This is a genomic window from Delftia sp. 60 (assembly GCF_002754395.1).
GTDB classification, from domain to species: domain Bacteria; phylum Pseudomonadota; class Gammaproteobacteria; order Burkholderiales; family Burkholderiaceae_C; genus Comamonas; species Comamonas acidovorans.
On sequence record NZ_PEFD01000001.1, the window covers coordinates 4,407,014 to 4,422,526 of the forward strand.

General features: G+C 64.7%; 17 protein-coding genes. 9 read left to right on the forward strand and 8 right to left on the reverse strand.

Translation table 11 applies throughout. The features are described 5' to 3' along the window. The first annotated feature begins 298 nt into the window (after nucleotides 1-298). A complete protein-coding gene (locus CLV01_RS19975) occupies nucleotides 299-676 on the forward strand; it encodes a hypothetical protein (RefSeq protein WP_099733395.1) in 378 nt (125 codons plus the stop codon). 75 nt (nucleotides 677-751) lie between these two features. Here CLV01_RS19975 and CLV01_RS19980 read toward each other — a convergent pair whose 3' ends face one another. Beyond that, entirely contained in the window at nucleotides 752-2,326 is a 1,575-nt protein-coding gene (locus CLV01_RS19980) for a methyl-accepting chemotaxis protein (protein WP_099733394.1), read from the reverse strand. A 259-nt stretch (nucleotides 2,327-2,585) separates the two neighbouring features. Here CLV01_RS19980 and CLV01_RS19985 point away from each other — a divergent pair, with 259 nt between their 5' ends. From CLV01_RS19985 to CLV01_RS20005, 5 genes are all read left to right on the forward strand, one after another. Then, nucleotides 2,586-3,569 (forward strand): MerR family transcriptional regulator, encoded by a 984-nt coding sequence (locus CLV01_RS19985; protein ID WP_099733393.1) that lies wholly within the window; start codon nucleotides 2,586-2,588, stop codon nucleotides 3,567-3,569. Then, nucleotides 3,530-4,162 carry a lipocalin family protein gene (locus CLV01_RS19990; protein ID WP_099733392.1) on the forward strand — a complete coding sequence of 211 codons (633 nt, stop codon included), beginning with the start codon at nucleotides 3,530-3,532 and terminating at the stop codon, nucleotides 4,160-4,162. Before CLV01_RS19985 ends, CLV01_RS19990 begins: the two co-directional genes overlap by 40 nt. Next, nucleotides 4,159-5,229: an NAD(P)/FAD-dependent oxidoreductase gene (locus CLV01_RS19995; RefSeq protein WP_099733391.1), complete on the forward strand. Its 1,071-nt coding sequence runs from the start codon at nucleotides 4,159-4,161 to the stop codon at nucleotides 5,227-5,229. The genes CLV01_RS19990 and CLV01_RS19995 overlap by 4 nt, the downstream gene beginning before the upstream one ends. 20 nt (nucleotides 5,230-5,249) lie before the next feature. Continuing rightward, a complete protein-coding gene (locus tag CLV01_RS20000) occupies nucleotides 5,250-5,429 on the forward strand; it encodes a DUF2256 domain-containing protein (protein ID WP_013801983.1) in 180 nt (59 codons plus the stop codon). A gap of 100 nt (nucleotides 5,430-5,529) precedes the next feature. Beyond that, nucleotides 5,530-6,138 carry a DUF4337 domain-containing protein gene (locus CLV01_RS20005; protein WP_012206105.1) on the forward strand — a complete coding sequence of 203 codons (609 nt, stop codon included), beginning with the start codon at nucleotides 5,530-5,532 and terminating at the stop codon, nucleotides 6,136-6,138. A gap of 86 nt (nucleotides 6,139-6,224) precedes the next feature. On the opposite strand, the gene CLV01_RS20010 is transcribed toward CLV01_RS20005, so the two are convergent. Next, nucleotides 6,225-6,716, reverse strand: a complete 492-nt coding sequence (locus CLV01_RS20010; protein WP_012206106.1) for a hypothetical protein — start codon at nucleotides 6,714-6,716, stop codon at nucleotides 6,225-6,227. Nucleotides 6,717-6,852: 136 nt separating this feature from the next. On the opposite strand from CLV01_RS20010, the gene CLV01_RS20015 reads away from it, so the two are divergent. The 3 genes from CLV01_RS20015 to CLV01_RS20030 all read left to right on the forward strand — a co-directional run bounded on the left by CLV01_RS20015 (nucleotide 6,853) and on the right by CLV01_RS20030 (nucleotide 8,634). Then, the gene (locus tag CLV01_RS20015; RefSeq protein ID WP_088165458.1) at nucleotides 6,853-7,344 is read left to right on the forward strand and encodes a helix-turn-helix domain-containing protein; all 492 of its coding nucleotides are present in this window, start codon (nucleotides 6,853-6,855) and stop codon (nucleotides 7,342-7,344) included. Beyond that, entirely contained in the window at nucleotides 7,341-7,748 is a 408-nt protein-coding gene (locus CLV01_RS20020; RefSeq protein ID WP_013801980.1) for a VOC family protein, read from the forward strand. Before CLV01_RS20015 ends, CLV01_RS20020 begins: the two co-directional genes overlap by 4 nt. A gap of 391 nt (nucleotides 7,749-8,139) precedes the next feature. Further along, nucleotides 8,140-8,634 carry a MerR family transcriptional regulator gene (locus CLV01_RS20030; protein WP_099733389.1) on the forward strand — a complete coding sequence of 165 codons (495 nt, stop codon included), beginning with the start codon at nucleotides 8,140-8,142 and terminating at the stop codon, nucleotides 8,632-8,634. Nucleotides 8,635-8,659: 25 nt separating this feature from the next. On the opposite strand, the gene CLV01_RS20035 is transcribed toward CLV01_RS20030, so the two are convergent. From CLV01_RS20035 to CLV01_RS20060, 6 genes are all read right to left on the reverse strand, one after another. Then, nucleotides 8,660-9,355: a type 1 glutamine amidotransferase domain-containing protein gene (locus CLV01_RS20035; protein ID WP_099733388.1), complete on the reverse strand. Its 696-nt coding sequence runs from the start codon at nucleotides 9,353-9,355 to the stop codon at nucleotides 8,660-8,662. Then, nucleotides 9,352-10,278, reverse strand: coding sequence for an NAD-dependent epimerase/dehydratase family protein (locus CLV01_RS20040; protein WP_099733387.1), 927 nt, complete (start codon nucleotides 10,276-10,278; stop codon nucleotides 9,352-9,354). The genes CLV01_RS20035 and CLV01_RS20040 overlap by 4 nt, the downstream gene beginning before the upstream one ends. Before the next feature lie 352 nt (nucleotides 10,279-10,630). Next, nucleotides 10,631-11,731 (reverse strand): alpha/beta hydrolase, encoded by a 1,101-nt coding sequence (locus CLV01_RS20045; protein ID WP_099733386.1) that lies wholly within the window; start codon nucleotides 11,729-11,731, stop codon nucleotides 10,631-10,633. Between the two features lie 55 nt (nucleotides 11,732-11,786). Then, nucleotides 11,787-12,866: an alpha/beta hydrolase gene (locus CLV01_RS20050; protein ID WP_373681070.1), complete on the reverse strand. Its 1,080-nt coding sequence runs from the start codon at nucleotides 12,864-12,866 to the stop codon at nucleotides 11,787-11,789. Further along, on the reverse strand, nucleotides 12,866-14,083 hold the full coding sequence (locus CLV01_RS20055) for a (R)-mandelonitrile lyase (protein ID WP_099733385.1): 1,218 nt from the start codon (nucleotides 14,081-14,083) through the stop codon (nucleotides 12,866-12,868). The genes CLV01_RS20050 and CLV01_RS20055 overlap by 1 nt, the downstream gene beginning before the upstream one ends. Further along, nucleotides 14,080-15,510, reverse strand: coding sequence for an MFS transporter (locus CLV01_RS20060; RefSeq protein WP_099733384.1), 1,431 nt, complete (start codon nucleotides 15,508-15,510; stop codon nucleotides 14,080-14,082). Before CLV01_RS20060 ends, CLV01_RS20055 begins: the two co-directional genes overlap by 4 nt. Nucleotides 15,511-15,513: the final 3 nt, after the last annotated feature.

A 15,513-nucleotide genomic window follows, 5' to 3' on the forward strand; every position in this document is an offset into this window, starting at 1 on the left:
GGAACGCCTGCGTCGTTCGGAAAACCGGATGGCCGGGCATGCCGCCTCCGGCCCTCCCGGCCGGCGCTATCATCCGCACCGGCCCCCTGTCACGGGGCCGGTGCTTCAAAACACCTCCATCACACAGCGGCACAACCTCTTCGAAAGCGAGGTCTGTCAATGCAATTCACGGATCAATGCAATCGCAAAGGCCAGTGAATTCGCTTTGCAATGGAGCATCAAGCATGAACACCGTTTTCCTCGCACTCGCCTGCGCGCCCTCTCTTGGCGCCGCCCCTTCCACACGGAGGGCCAAGGCATGAACCCCACCACCCAGCCCACCCTCGCCAAGGACAGCCACAGCACCCGGCAGCTGTCCAATGCCCTCACCCAGATGGACCATCTAGTGCAGCAAGGCTGTGCAGAGATTTCTGCCATCGCCCAGCTCGCCCTGGCATGGCTGGAGACGCCCAAGGGCCATCGCCACATGGATGTGGTGGCCCGCGCCCTGCAAAGCATCCGCGACAGCGCCGAGACGCTGGCCGACTACGCAGGCACCGAGGCCCAGGCCATGGGCTGCGGGTTTGAAGACGCGGCCGAGATGCGCCGCGCCGAAGCGGCCGAGGCAGCCGCCAAAGCCATGGCGCAACTGTTTGAACGCCGGCCGGTGCCCGGGCAGAACGGCAGCAGCGGCTGATGCTCCGGCGCCTGTAGAGGGGCCCGCTCTCCCAGGGTCCCGCACCGTGTCTTCACCCGGTGCATCAACCCTGCCTCAACCCTGCGCCTGAGGCCCCAGGCGAAAAACGCTCACGGACTGCACAAGGTCATGCGCCTGCTGGCGCAGGCTCGTGGCTGCCGCCGCCATTTCCTCCACCAGGGCCGCGTTTTGCTGTGTCGCCTGGTCCATCTGCATGACCGCCTCGCCCACCTGCGCAACGCCGCTGCGTTGTTCGGCGGAAGCCGCGCTGATCTCCCCCATGAGGTCGGTGACGCTGCGTATGCTCGTCACCACTTCAGCCATGGTGCCCCCCGCGCGGTCGGCCAGCACAGAGCCTTGTTCGACCCGCTCGACGCTGTCGGAGATCAGGGCCTTGATCTCCTTGGCCGCCGCCGCGCTGCGGCCGGCCAGGCTGCGGACCTCGGAGGCCACCACAGCGAAGCCGCGGCCCTGTTCACCGGCACGCGCAGCCTCCACCGCAGCGTTCAGCGCCAGGATGTTGGTCTGGAACGCGATGCCGTCGATGACGTTGATGATGTCGGCGATGCGGCGCGAACTTTCACTGATGCCCTTCATCGTGTCCACGACCTGGGTGACCACCTCGCCCGCCTGCCCGGCCACGCCGCTGGCCCGCTGCGCGAGCGCGTTGGCCTTGCCGGCACCCTCTGCGTTCTGGGTCACGGTGGCTCCGAGCTGCTCCATCGAGGCCGCCGTCTGTTCAAGCGCGCTGGCCTGGCTTTCGGTTCGCGAGGACAGGTCGGTGTTGCCCTGGGCAATCTGCGTGCTTGCACTTGCCACGGATTCGCTGCCGCTGCGCACGACAGCCACGACCTGCGATAGCGCATCACTCATCTCGCCGAGGCTGCGCAGCAGGGTCCCCACTTCATCGTGGGTGGTGGCCTCCACCCGCTGCGTCAGATCCCCGCATGCCACCGCACGTGCCACCTGGATGGCCCGGCCGATGGGGCCGGTGATGGAGCGCGTGACCCAGGTACCCAGCAGAGCGGCCAGCACGACGGCCACCAGCGCGCCGCCCAGCTCGAACGCCAGCGTCATTGCCGCCAGCGACTCGGTGCGCGTCAGGCGCTCGGCCATGAGCTGCTCCTCCTCTCGCACCAGGTCCGCCTGCAGTGCGCGCAGCCCATCCATGGCCGCCTTCTCGCGCCCCAGGGAGAACTCGCGGACCAGATCCTCGACCGTCGCCGTGCCGTCCTGGACTTGCCGCCGCAGCGCCTGCAGCGGCTGCACCGCCTGCACGAATTCACGGTGGCGCAGCCGGATACCGTCGAGCCGGCGCTGCTGGGCGGGGTTGTCCTCGGTCAGGCGTACGGCCTCCTGCCAGGAGGCCTCGAACTCCTTGAGTCCTTCATCCCAGGGGGCAAGAAAACGGGAGTCACCCGACAGGAGATAGCCCCGCGAGGCCGTCTCCATGTTGACCATGCCCGTGAGCATGCGCTGTCCCTGGGACATGACCTTGAAGGTGTGCTCGTTCCATTGCTGGGCCTCCTTGAGCCGGGACTGGCTGCTCACGGCCAGCGCGATGACAAGAAGAAAAATGGCGATGACGCATGCGAAGGCAGCTGCGAGACGGCGGGCCAGTGGCCAGTTGGACAAATTCATGATGATCATCGGTACGAACTGCGTGGCCGGAAAGACTGCACAAGGGCGCGGCGATCATGGTGTGAAGCCTCGCCTGCGCCTGGGGCCGTCATCTCCTGGCCGGGATCTACAAAGCACTCGCGCCAGCGGCTGCCGGGTGGCGACCAGCGGGCCTGCGCTTTGTTTCTCTATGTAATATATTGGACAAAACATATTTTTGTCCTAGACAATTCAGAAAATCCCTCAAAACATCCCGGCCATGACCGGACGTTTTGTCCCCTTCAGATCAATGACGCCACTTTCTGACCCCCTGCCTTTGGCGCCTGGCCCCGGGCTGCCTATCTCGGCCGTCGAACGCGAGACCGGACTTGCCAAGGACACCCTGCGTGTCTGGGAAAGACGCTACGGCTTTCCAAGGCCTGAACGGGATTCGGCAGGCGATCGCCGCTACCCGGCAGACCAGGTTCGACAACTGACCCTGATCCGGCGGCTCATGGATACGGGGCTGCGCCCCAGCAAGCTGATGGGCGTGGATCTGGACGGCCTGCAGACGCTGCTGGCCCGCGCCGACACCTCGCCGGGCAAGGATTTGTCCAGGACAAATTCAGAGAACGCAGCAGACTCTGACCGCTTCGCCCCCATGCTCAACGCCATTGCCGCCCATGATCCCGCCCAGCTCAGGCATTGCCTGAGCCTGGCCCAGTCGCGCATGGGTCTGGCCGGTTTCGTGACCACGCTCGTGGCCCCGCTGACCACGGCGGTCGGCGATTTCTGGGCACAGGGGCGTTTTGAAGTGTTTGAAGAGCACCTGTACACCGAGGTGCTCACCGGCGTCCTGAGGCAGGCAATCGCCTCGCTCGCCCCCCCTTCCCCGCCACCCGCGCCCAAGGTGTTGCTGACCACGCTGCCGCAGGAGATGCATGGACTTGGGCTGCTCATGGTCGAAGCCCTGCTGGCCCTGGAAGGCTGCAACTGCGTATCGCTGGGCACCCAGACGCCCATCGGCGACGTGGCACAGGCCGCGCGGGCGCATCGCGCCGACATCGTGGGGCTGAGCTTCAGCAGCGCACACAACGGAGCGATGGCGCAGGCTTGCCTGGGCGAGCTGCGCAGCCACCTGCCGCCGTCCATCGAGTTGTGGGCCGGCGGAGCATGCCCGGCGCTTTATTCCAGCCCGGTCGCGGGCATGACGCCGGTGCGCCATCTCACGGATCTGCCACCGCTGGTCGCCCGATGGCGGCAGACGACAAGAACACCAAGGACATACGCATGAACTTTCCCGCCCCCCGCCCCGTCTTCACCGCCAGGCGGCGCACCCTGCTGGCAGCGGCCCTTGGCGCCGGCCTGCTGGCCAGCGGTTGCGCCAGCATGCGCCCGCCCGGCTCGGTCACGCCCGTCTCACCGTTCGACCTGCAGCGCTACCAGGGCCTGTGGTACGAACTGGCTCGGCTGGACCATGGTTTCGAGCGGGGCATGACCGATGTGACCGCCGAGTACACGCCGCAGGCAGACGGCAGCGTGAAGGTGGTGAACCGGGGGTTTTCCGTGCCCCGGGGCCAGTGGCAGCGCGCCGTCGGCAAGGCCTTGTTCACGGGCAAGCCGGACACGGCTTCGCTCAAGGTCTCCTTCTTCGGCCCGTTCTACGGCGGCTACCATGTGGCCGCCCTGGACCCTGACTACCGCTGGGCGCTGGTCCTCGGGCCGGACACGCAGTACTGCTGGATACTGGCCAGGGAGCCGAAACTGCCCCCGCAGACGCTGCAATCCGTCGTCGCCAAGGCCGCGGAACTGGGCGTCGATACCGGCGCGCTGATCTGGGTCAGCCATGATCGCCACCAGGAAGCGCACAGCCAGGAGGCCTTGTGAACGGCGCACCCCCCGTCGCGGTGATCGGCGCGGGAATGGCAGGTCTGGCATGTGCACAGCTGCTGGCCGAGGCTGGCTGCCGCGTGGATATCTTCGAGAAAAGCCGAGGCCCATCGGGGCGCATGAGCACGCGGCGCGCGCAGGATCCGCAGGGTGCGTGGCAGTGCGATCACGGTGCTCCATCGTTTGCGGCACAGGACCCGGAGTTTGTGCAGGAGGTGCGCCAGTGGGAGCAGCTCGGCGTTGTCGCCGCCTGGCGTCCGCGCGAAGTGCGCCTGCAGGGCAAAGACGTGGTGCCAGCAGATGCAGGCCCCGACCGCTGGGTGGGCGTGCCGCGCATGACCTCTCCCGCAGCGTTTCTTGTCCAGCGGCTTGCACAACAGGGGCATGGCGCACGGCTGCACCTGCAAGCCACGGTTCAGCAGTTGCAGTACGAATCTGCCTGCTGGACTGTGCACTGCGCTGAACACGGGCAGATCGGATCGGAATACTGCGCCCTGGTTTTGGCAGTGCCTGCACCGCAGGCGGCAGCCTTGCTGGAGCCGGTCTCGCCCTATGCGGCGGCACTGGCTGCCAGCGCGCGCATGCAGCCTTGCTGGGTGGCCATGCTGCGCACCGACGCCCCCCTGCCGCTGGACTGGGATGCGGCAGAAATCACGGATGGCCCGCTGTGCTGGATGGCACGCGACAGCGCCAAGCCAGGGCGGCAGGGGCCGCAAGTGCCGCAAGGACCTCAGACCTGGGTGCTGCATGCCAGTGCACGGTGGAGCCAGGATCACATCGAGTCGGACGCCGAATCCGTGGCCCGGCAACTGCTGCAGGCATTCGAGGCCCTGGCCGGGCCACTGGCCGGCTCTCTGTCCGACTCTCTGCCAGGCGGCCTGCGCGTCACAGCCCACCGCTGGCGCTATGCGCTGCCGGCACCGCACCTGGTCAACCGCTGCTGGTGGGACGCGCCTGCGGGCCTGGGCCTGTGCGGCGACTGGATGTGCGGCGCAGGCGTCGAAGGCGCCTGGCTCAGCGGACGGGCGCTGGCCCGGCGCGCCCTGGCCACGCTGACGCGCTGAACCACAGGAACGCCCGCACCATGCACAAGAAGCCCCACCTGCCCTCCAAGCTGTGTGCGTGCTGCGGTCTTGCATTCACATGGCGCAAAAAATGGGCACGTGATTGGGACGAGGTCAAATACTGCTCGCAGCGCTGCCGCACCGCGCGACTGCCGCCTGATCCCACTCCCCCATCTGCAGGCCGCCAGCCAAGGCGCTGACCTCCAAGCGGGCCATGCGCCCCGCACATCCTGGAGCCCTGGATTGCCGCCAGGCCGGCCCCATAATGCGCCACCCCATTGCATCAAGGAATTGGCACCTATGTCTTCCGGCGGCTTTCACGTCCACGGCCCACACGATCACGAACTCGAACATGCTGCCCAGGGCGAGCATGGCCAAACCGCCCACCACGGCATCGGCGGCGGCAGCCTGACCAACCAGATCGCCATGTGCACGGCAGTCATCGCCACGGTGGGCGCCATCTTCGCGTACATGGGCGGCGCCACCCAGGCCAATGCCGGGCTGTACAAGAACGACGCAGCCATCAAGAAGACCGAAGCGGCCAACCAATGGGCCTTCTTCCAGGCCAAGAGCACCAAGCAATCGCTGTCCGAGTTCGCGCGTGATCTGGCGACCACGGAGGACAGGCGGGCGGCCTACCAGGCCAAGGTGGAGCGCTACGAAAAGGAAAAGGACGACATCAAGCGCGATGCCGACCGCCTGGAAGCCGAGGCCCGGCAATGGGACGAGAAGTCAGAGATGCAGATGCACCTGCATCACCGCTGGGCGCAGGCCACCACCGCGCTGCAGGTCGCCATTGCCCTTGCAGCCATCGCGCTGCTGACCAAGAAGAAATGGCTGGAATACGCCATGCTCGGCGTGGCCGCGCTAGGCCTTGGCGTGGGCGGGCTGGCCATGCTGCACATCTAGAGCGTGTGGCAAAGCCGCAAAGCCGCATATCCGCCTTGGAAGGCAGCTGTGAAACAGCCCCCTGATTCCCCGGCCTTGCCCGCGGCTCAGTCCTCGCTGGGACGGGGGTAGCCTGCCTCTGCCCAGGCTTGCGCAGACGTCCGGGTGAGCTGATGGTCCGGCCTGACTCCCACCTTGGCCAGCTCGCTGCCGTCGGCGGCAGTGGCGGTGAGCGTGGCGCTGGGATTGTCCTCATCGGGCTCGATATCCAGAGAGACGGTCACGCGTGACCCGCCCACCACGATCTGCACATCCTTGTGCAACTGCGCTGCCAGATGCTGCTCATGCCGGCGCATCACCTCGTGCGCCGTCTTCACCAGCGTGTTGAAGGCGGAAACGTCCAGCGGCTTGGGATTTTTCTTGTCGCGGCCCATGGTCCACGGGCCGACCAGGCTTGGCTCCACCTGGCCGTCCTGGGTCATGGCAACGGCCCAGCCATCGTCGTCTTCATTCTTGATGACGCGGGCCTCCCAGCCGTTGTGATGCCAAAGGCGGTCTTCGAAGATGGAGACGACTTCTTGTTCGAGTTCTGCGGACATGTCCAGACCCTTCCCTTGTGGAAACTATCGAGCCCGAAATTCTACTGTCCATCCATACAGTTCGCGCGCAGGGGTCTATTCCCAAACCGTGGACTCCCAAGAGACGAAAATGCTTCCCGATGGCACCGGAGACGGCATGAACAACGACCTTGCACACCAGGATCCTGAACTGTTGCGCCGGCTGCTGCGCGCGAAGGACAGCATTGACGCCGCATCGCACGAGGCCTGGCCTGTCGGCCGACTGGCGCAGGTCAGTGGCGTGTCCGAAGCGCACTTCGCCCGGTCGTTCAAGCAGGCCTTCGGCAGTCCGCCGCACCGGTACTTGCTCACGCGGCGCATCGAGCGGGCAATGACGCTGCTGCGCGAAACCGATCTGGCTATTACCGACATCGCCTTTGATACAGGCTGGGCAAGCCTGGGCACCTTCGGGCGCACCTTCCGCGATATCACAGGCGACAGTCCCAGCGCAGTCCGGGTGCGCGCCCGGGCGACGATGCGCGAGCTGGGCCGCGTGCCCGCCTGCATCGTCAGCGCCGCGCATCGCCCCGACCTCACGACCGCAGTTTCGGAGAAGCGACGCCGGGCAACAAGCGATACAAACGAACCCGAACAACAGGAGATCCCATGATTCAAGGCGTTGAAGTGGTTGGTTTGTATGTGCGCGATCAAGACGAAGCACTCGCGTTCTATGTCGACAAACTCGGGTTCCGCGTCCACACGGACGTGGCAAACGGCGACTATCGCTGGCTCACGGTGCAGCACCCGGAACAGCCGTCGTTCCAGCTCGGCCTGTTCACACCCGGCCCGCCCGTGCTCGACGCAGCAACGGCGCAGGCAGTGCGCGCGATTGTGGCCAAAGGCGCCATGCCGCCCCTCGTACTGACCGTGGACGACTGCCGCGCGGCCTACGACCGAATGCTCGCAAGCGGGGTGGAATTCACGCAGGAACCCGTGGCACGGTACGGCACCGTGGACGCAGGCTTCCGCGATCCGTCGGGGAACGGGTGGAAGATGATCCAGGCGCGCCGCTAAGGGAGGCCGCCTTGAACTAGAACTACCGGATCCGGCAGATCCACCGCTGGCTGTCCGTCGCCTTCACGGTCACCGTCCTCGCCAACTTCATTGTCCGGGCGCAGGGGGAACCTCCCTCCTGGGTCAGCTACTCGCCGCTGCCCCCGCTCTTTCTCTTGCTGTTGAGCGGTCTGTACCTCTTCGTGCTGCCGTACGTCTGCATGCGACGCAGTGGAACAAGGAAGCCAGGCGATGCGAGATAGGTATCTTGGCCCTTGAATGGCCGCCAGCACGCATTCTTCGACAAGGGCACGTCGCGCTCGCCGCAAATTGCCGCTGGAGCGAAGGGCTTGCGAGTACGATAAGCTTCAAGTCTTGTTGAAGGTCAAGGACCCCTTGCCGAAGGTTGCGCATGAACATTGGTGAACTGAGCAAACGCACAGGCCTGTCCACATCACGCATTCGTTTTTATGAGCAAAGCGGCCTGCTGCAAGCGGCTGAGCGTGGCTTGAATGGCTACCGCAGCTATCCGCCTGAGATGGTGCAGATGCTGGAGCTGATTGCGATGGCGCAAGGGGTGGGCTTCAGCCTGGATGAAATTCGTGCACTCTTGCCGCCCGGCCTGCAAGGCTGGGACCATGAGGCCGTCGTGGGCGCGCTGCGCCAAAAAATTGCCGATATCAAGGCCATGGAGAAAAAGCTGCAAACCAGCAAAAAGCAGTTGCAGGCTTTGTTGTCCGATATTGAAGCGCGGCCAGACAACATGGATTGCCATGACAACGCACGCCGCGTGCTCTCCCATGTACTGGCCCAGCAATCCGAATCCCTGGCCTCTGAAGCAGCGGCTGAAGAAAAAATGGGCAAGCTCATGCGCACCGGACACAGGAAGCGGGCAAGCGTGGCATAGGCCTGCGGCAGTTTGGAACGCGGCCCTAGCGCCTTGCCAGAGCCTGCACCACCTGTTTTGCAGTCGCTTTGGCCGACCCCGGGTTTTGCCCGGTGATGAGGCGGCCATCGGCCACCACATACGAGATAAAAGGCAGCAAGGCTTTTTGATAGCGCGCACCGCGCATCTTCATTTCCTGCTCCGCGTTGTAGGGCATGGACCGGGCCACTCCGGCCAGGATTTCTTCCGTCCATGAAAAACCCGTGACCCGTTTGCCCGCGACCAGCAAAGAGCCGTCGCTGAGCTGCGTATTGAGCAGGCCGCAGTAGCCGTGGCAAACCGATGCGACGATGCCACTTCGCTCCCAGATGCTGCGTGTGATGCGCTGCAGCCCCGCACTATCGGGAAAATCCCACATCACCGCATGCCCTCCAGTGAAGTAGATGGCATCGAAATCGTTTGCATCGATATCGGCAGGTGCCGCAGTGTTCGCCAGCAGGGCCATGCGCGCGGGATCATCGAGCCAGGCTTTGGCCGAAGCATCGAAGTGCGGCCATTGGAGTGCGCGCGGCTCCAGTGGTACGGCGCCACCCAGCGGGCTCACCAGTTGCTGCGGGTACCCTTGCGCAGCAAACACATCCCAGGCATGGGTCAGCTCCGACAGCCACAGCCCTGTGGCGTGCGCAGGGTCGTCGTAATGAGCGACATTGGTGACGACATGCAAGACACGTGGCGTACTCATGAAGACTCCTGCGCGATTTGCTTGAGGCCCTGTGCGTAGCTGGTGACAGCAAAGTCGGGAAAGCGGCGCTTGAACTTGGACGAATCAAACACATTGTCGTGTGCGTAGCGTGGCAGTAGTTCACGCAGTTCGCGCACAGGCTTGGAGACCCAGCCAGCAACCACCATGGCCAGGTGGCTCAGTACCTTGTAGCGCGGCTCAACCCCAAAGGTTGCAGCCGCCAGGTTCACAAAGGCCTGATAGGTCAGCCGCTCGTCCCAGCAAGGCAGATGCCATGTCTGACCATACGCATCTTGCGCATTGCCAATGGCAGCCATGGCGCGGCTTGCATCGGGCGTCCAGATCAGGGTGCGCAGCTTGTCGTCACGGACCGGCACTTTGGCCTTCTGGCCCGCCTTGAGCGGGCCGATCACCAGGGTATTGGTGATGCTTTGGGTTTTGCCGGGGCCGTAGAACTCTGGCGCGCGGGCAATGGCGACGGGGATATCGCCGCGCTGCATCTCGGCCAGCACCATCTCGGCCATCAAGGCGCGCACGCGCCCCTTGCGGCCCACCGGGGCAAATGCGGTTTCCTCGGTCTGCCGCTGCGCGGTTTGCGGGTACATGTAGGTGTTGTCGAAATAGACAAATTTGGCCCCCGCTGCCCGCGTGGCATCAAGTGCGTTGCGCAGCATGGCAGGAAATTGCCGCTCCCATAACTCGGTGTCTGGTGGCAGGCCAGCGGTGAAGTACACGACCTCACTGCCACGCACGGCCTCCAGGGTTTGCGCGGAATTCATCAGGTCGGCAGACACCAGCTCGTCCGTATCGTTCACCTTGCGCGGCTTGCGGCTGACCAGGCGCAGGTTCTGCGTGTAGTTGCGCTGGAGCTCGCGCGCCAGCTCCACAGCGATCTGGCCATTGGCGCCCAAAATGGTTTGCATATCGATCCTTGCAGCATCTTGTGTGATGAGAGGATATGGAGCTTAAGCTTCAACTTGAGTTGAAGGTCAAGCGGCAAACTACAGATCCCTGATACCAGGTCGAAGACAAACCCGCCGGCTCGCTGGCTGTCTGCAAAACCCAGGCATCTCCATCATGCCGGGGAGCCTGGGGCCTGGACACTGCGACCTGCTTTGGTGCACCTGGTGAAGGCCCGGTTCGGGCCGGCAGCACCCATCCATGAGCCGCGATGGCGGCCCTCCAGCAGTCGCCAGGCTGCATTGGCGTTCACTCTCATTGGACTCAGCCGCCTTCACACGCCCGTGTTGCATCGGAGTGTTTCACCCCGCCCTGTCACATGCTCTTCCCGTAGAACGGGACCAGCTTGGCCACCACGGCCTCAACGTATTCAGGGACCCAATAGGTTTCAATGTGGGTTGCGCCCTGGATCTTGAACAGCTCCTTGTCCTTGGCACCGCTGGCCTTGGCGAACGCCTCCTCGGTCATGTAGAGGCTGTCCGCCTTGCTGCCGGCAATCATCAACAAGGGTTGCTCGATCAGTTCGATCTGGTCAGTGGCGTCCCAGCGCATCAGGTCCAGCAGGCTGCTCGTCGTGTACTTGAAGGTCGAGCCGGGATGGGCATGCGTGCGCCAGTAGTACTCATAGCCCTGTCGGTACATCTCGAACGGCAGCGCTGCGATCTGCTCGTCCGTCATGTCCGCATCGCCCGAGTAGAGGATCTTGCCACCTGCCACCTGCTGAGCACGGGCATCCGAGGCCTGCTTCAGGCGCTGCTGGACCGTGGATAGCTGCGAGTCTGCGAAACCGTTGCGGCGGACCCTGCCGGAATTGAACATGCTCAGCGTTGCGACGGACTTGAAGCGCTTGTCCGTCTTCGCCGCTGCCAGCGAATAGCCGCCGCCACCGCAGATGCCGAGGAGGCCGAGACGATCCGCATCGACGCCCGCGTAGGTGGTGATGAAGTCCGCCATGCCATGAATGTCCTCGATGCGGTTCATCGGCGTGTCCACTGAACGCGGCAGGCCACCGCTGCCGCCTTGATAGGCTGCATCGGCCGTGATCGCCACGTAGCCATGCTCGGCCAAGCGTTGGGCATACAGACCGGCGGTCTGTTCTTTCACACCACCGTTGGGGTGTGCAACGACGACAGCGGGGTACTTCCTTGCCGGGTCGAAGTTCGCCGGCGTATAGACATTGGCCACGATGTCCAAGCCGCCAAGTTTGTACTTCACCGGGTGGATGTTCACCTTGCCAGGCAGGTTCTGCGTGATGGCGTCGCCATAGACGAGCGTGAAGGGGTTCTTCTTGTAATCGGCCGCTGTTGACGGCGAGGGAAGGGCCATGGCTGTAACTCCGAGGGCTGCTGCAGAAATTGCGATGGCCGAAGTGCCCAGGAACTCGCGGCGCTTCGTGTCAATGGATACGTGGGTCATGGGTCGTCCGATCTACTGAGACATCTGTGCGGTTCTTGCGAACCAGGCGAAAGGGTCAATCGAGCCTCTTCCGGGTGAGGAAGGAAGACACCAGGTCCGCGATCTGGACGTTGTTCAGGTCGGACATGATGAAGTGGGTGTTCCCGCGTATGCCCATCTCCGGCAGATGCACGAGCTGCGCATCTCCGCCGTGCCTGTTGACGGCGTCCACCCAAAGGCGAGCCATGGCGAGCCGGACGCGCCAGTTGTCCTGGCCGCGCTCGGTGGTGGGCTCAGTCGGGAAGTTGTCGCCGTAGTAAATGACGATGGGGATGCGGGTGAGCTTTTGGAAGTCTTGTGCCGAGACAGCCTCCGGCGCCAGGGTTCCCGCAGCGCTGGGCATGGCGGCCGGCAGCTCCCCCGGCGGGAAGATGAAGCCGCTGCCCGGCTCAAACGCCACGACGCCCTTGACGTTGGCGCTCTTGATGGCTGTCAGCCAGCCAGGTCCGCCGCCCTGCGAGTGCGTGAAGAGGATGGCCGGGCCTGTCTTGGTGAAGAGCGCAGCCATCGCCTCGGCGATCACGTTGGCGTCATAGGCGCCGGTGTTCGGCGTCACCGAGCGCAGGAACTGGTTCAGTGTCTCCGGCTGGCGGTCGAACTGCACGTTGTCGAAATAGCTCGGCCACTTGCCAAAACGGAACTGGTCGAAGAACAGCTGGTCGTAGGGCGTCGGCTCGGTCGTCGTGGCGACGGTGCTGTTGCCGGCCCTGCCTCGGCGCGGCTGATCGACAAGGTAGACCGGGAAGCCGCGGCGCAGGAACAGGTTCTGGAAGCCCTCGCGGCCATCCGACGTCGTTTCCCAGCTCCGAGCCGACTGGAAGGCGCCGTGCAGCATCACGATGGGCAAAGGCCTCGGATTCTGCGGGACCTGATAGAAGGCGTAGAGGTGATCGCCGTGGAAGCTTTGCCCTGCGCTTGTCGGCTTGTCGTTGTCGTAGACGCCGGGCACCGTCTTCACAACGCCACCGACCGCGAAGCTGCCCTGGCGCTGAATGACCAGGGGCCTCGGCGAACTGTCCGAATGAGAGGCGCAACCTGCCAGCGATACAGCCAAGACAAGTGCTCCTGCGCGGAAGAGGCGGGTGATGCTCATCATCAGCCTTTTGATGCAGCGTCGAGGACCTGCACGAGTGCGTCATTGGCGCGGGCTGCCACCTCGGGGCCGACCTCTTGCGCAAGCGCTTGGCTCAGCTGCCGCAGTTGCGATGCGGTCAGACCCACGCGCAGGCTGGCTCGCATGTGGGACCGCAGCTGGTTTTCTGCACCCGGTGTCGCAGCCAGCGCTCCGACCGTGGCCAGCTCGCGGCTGCGCCAATCGAGGTTGTCGCGCTCGAAAATGTCGCCAAACAGGTGCGCCTGCAAAAACTGATTGATGATCGGCGCAAACTCGAACACCGGGCCCTGGACCGGTCCACCTGAAATCTCGGTCTGATTGGCCTGGCCGGCCAGCACCAACTCACGGCCGGTGGACACGGCTCGGCTGGGGTCGTGACCCGGAGCGTCCTGCAGGCCGCGCTGCTTGCGCAGCTCGACGACCTTGAGCAGTTCGCCGAGCGCATTGAGACTTCTGGGGAAGCCCGCGTAGGCATAGAGCTGCACCAGGACTTCCTTGGCCTCGCTGACTGTCATGCCCGCGTCCAGCCCCTGGTTCAGTGCCATGCCCAGCCGGGGCATGTCGCTGATTGCCGTGAAGGCGGCGATGAGCGGAATGGCGCGTTGCCTGGGGCTCAGCGAATCGGACGCAGGCTGCACGACCTTCTGTGGCTTCTGTGGCTTCTGTGGCTGCTGAGCCCTCTGGCCGGTCATTGCGGAAAGGCCTGCGCTCACCACGGCGGCCTGGTAGTCCTGCTCGCAGAGTTTGTCCTGCCAGGCCACGGAGCTGCCGTTTTCTTTCTCGGCAATGGCGATGTGGGTCATGGAGCCTTGAGGCCCGGCGCCATGCCAGTGGCGCACGTTGGGCGGGATGGTCACGACATCGCCCGGGCGAATGATGAGCGCCGGCTGGCCTTGTTGTTGCACAAGGCCCTGTCCCTCGGTGACGATCAGCGTCTGACCGAGCGGATGGGTATGCCAGGCCGTCCGCGCACGGGCCGTGAACGTGACGGTCGCTCCACCGGCCGTTCCGGGGAGCAGCGCCTGAAAGGGTGAGCTGATGCGGACGTCGCCGGTGAACGTCTCGGCCGATCCAACGCTGACCTGCTGCGCAGACGCGGAGCGAACTTCGACGACGGGCGGCATTGCGCCAGGACCGGCAGACTGCGCCGCAGCGGCGGTCACCGCACCGCTCAGGGCCATTGAAAGCAGTGATTTCACGAGAGCGCCTCCTGTTGTGTCGCCTGATGGCCGCGGTGCGGCTTGACGATAAAGAACCACGAGACGATCAGCGCCAGGCCGAGCAGCAGAGCGGCCACGTCCATGACGGCAGCAATGCGATGCGCGAGGGCAGCACTGTCTTGTTGCTCGATGGACGAACCAGCGCTGGCGAAGACAAGAACCAGCAGCCCAAGCCCCAGTGCTCCCCCCAACTGGTGAGCCACGTTGACCAGGCCGGAGGCAGCACCCGCGTCCTCACGCGCCACTCCCGCCACACCGGCCGCGGTCAGCGGCGCCAGCAACAAGCCCTGGCCCAGTCCGATCAGGACCATGGGCGGGGCGATGCCCGTCCAATAGCTCGATAGCGCATGCGCTTGACCCAACCAGGCGAGGCCCACCACTCCGAGCAGCAGGCCGGCGAGAAGCAGCGTCTCGTTGCCGAAGCGGCGGGCCAGCCGGGGCACGGCCATGGCCGAGGCAAAGTTGGGCAGCGTCACGGGCAGGAAGGCAATGCCGGCTTGCATGGGCCGCAGATGCAGCACGCCCTGCAGGAACTGCGTACAGAAGAACCAGAAGCCAACGGCGCCGCCCAGGAAGAGCATGCGCGTGATGTACGCACCGGCTCGCTGCGGGCTGGTGAACAGGCGCAGCGGCAGGATGGGTTGCCGGACCCGGCGCTCAATGCCGATGAAGAGCAGGATCATCAGCATGCCGCCGACCAGGGCCCCCTGTGCGAGGCCATCGTGCCAGCCAGCTTCGGCTGCTCTAACCAGGCCGTAGACCAGCGCCGTCATCCCTATGGTCGAGCTGATGGCGCCGCCTACGTCGAACTGGCCTTCATGCTTCTGGGTCTCGGCAATGTGGCCACGCGCAGCGACGATCAACAGCAACCCTATCGGCAGGTTGATGAAAAAGCCTGCGCGCCAGGACACCAAATCAGCGAACAGGCCGCCCAATACCAGGCCCAGGGTTGCGCCGACACCGGCAGCCGCCGCGTACAGCGAGAGCGCCCGGGTGCGGCCCGGCCCCTCCGCGAAATGCGTGGACAGCAGTGCGAGCGTGGACGGTGCAAGGACGGCGGCGCCTACACCTTGAATTGCGCGGGAGACCAGCAACCAGCTTGCGCCAGGCGCCAGGCCGATGGAGACGGAGGCGAGTGTGAACAGCGCCAGCCCCAGGATGAACATCCGCCGGCGGCCCAGGATGTCGCCAGCGCGGGCACCCAGGAGCAGCAAGCCACCGAAAGCCAGCGTGTAGGCATTGGTCACCCAGGACAGTTGCGCCGAAGTGAAGCCCAGGCTTGCCTGGATGCGGGGCAGACCCGTGATGACGATGGAAATGTCCACGACGATCATCAGGTAGCTGGCAACGATGATGGCCAGGACCTTGTTCTCGTTGCGGATGGGGCAGGATTGCGCGGCGTTCATCGC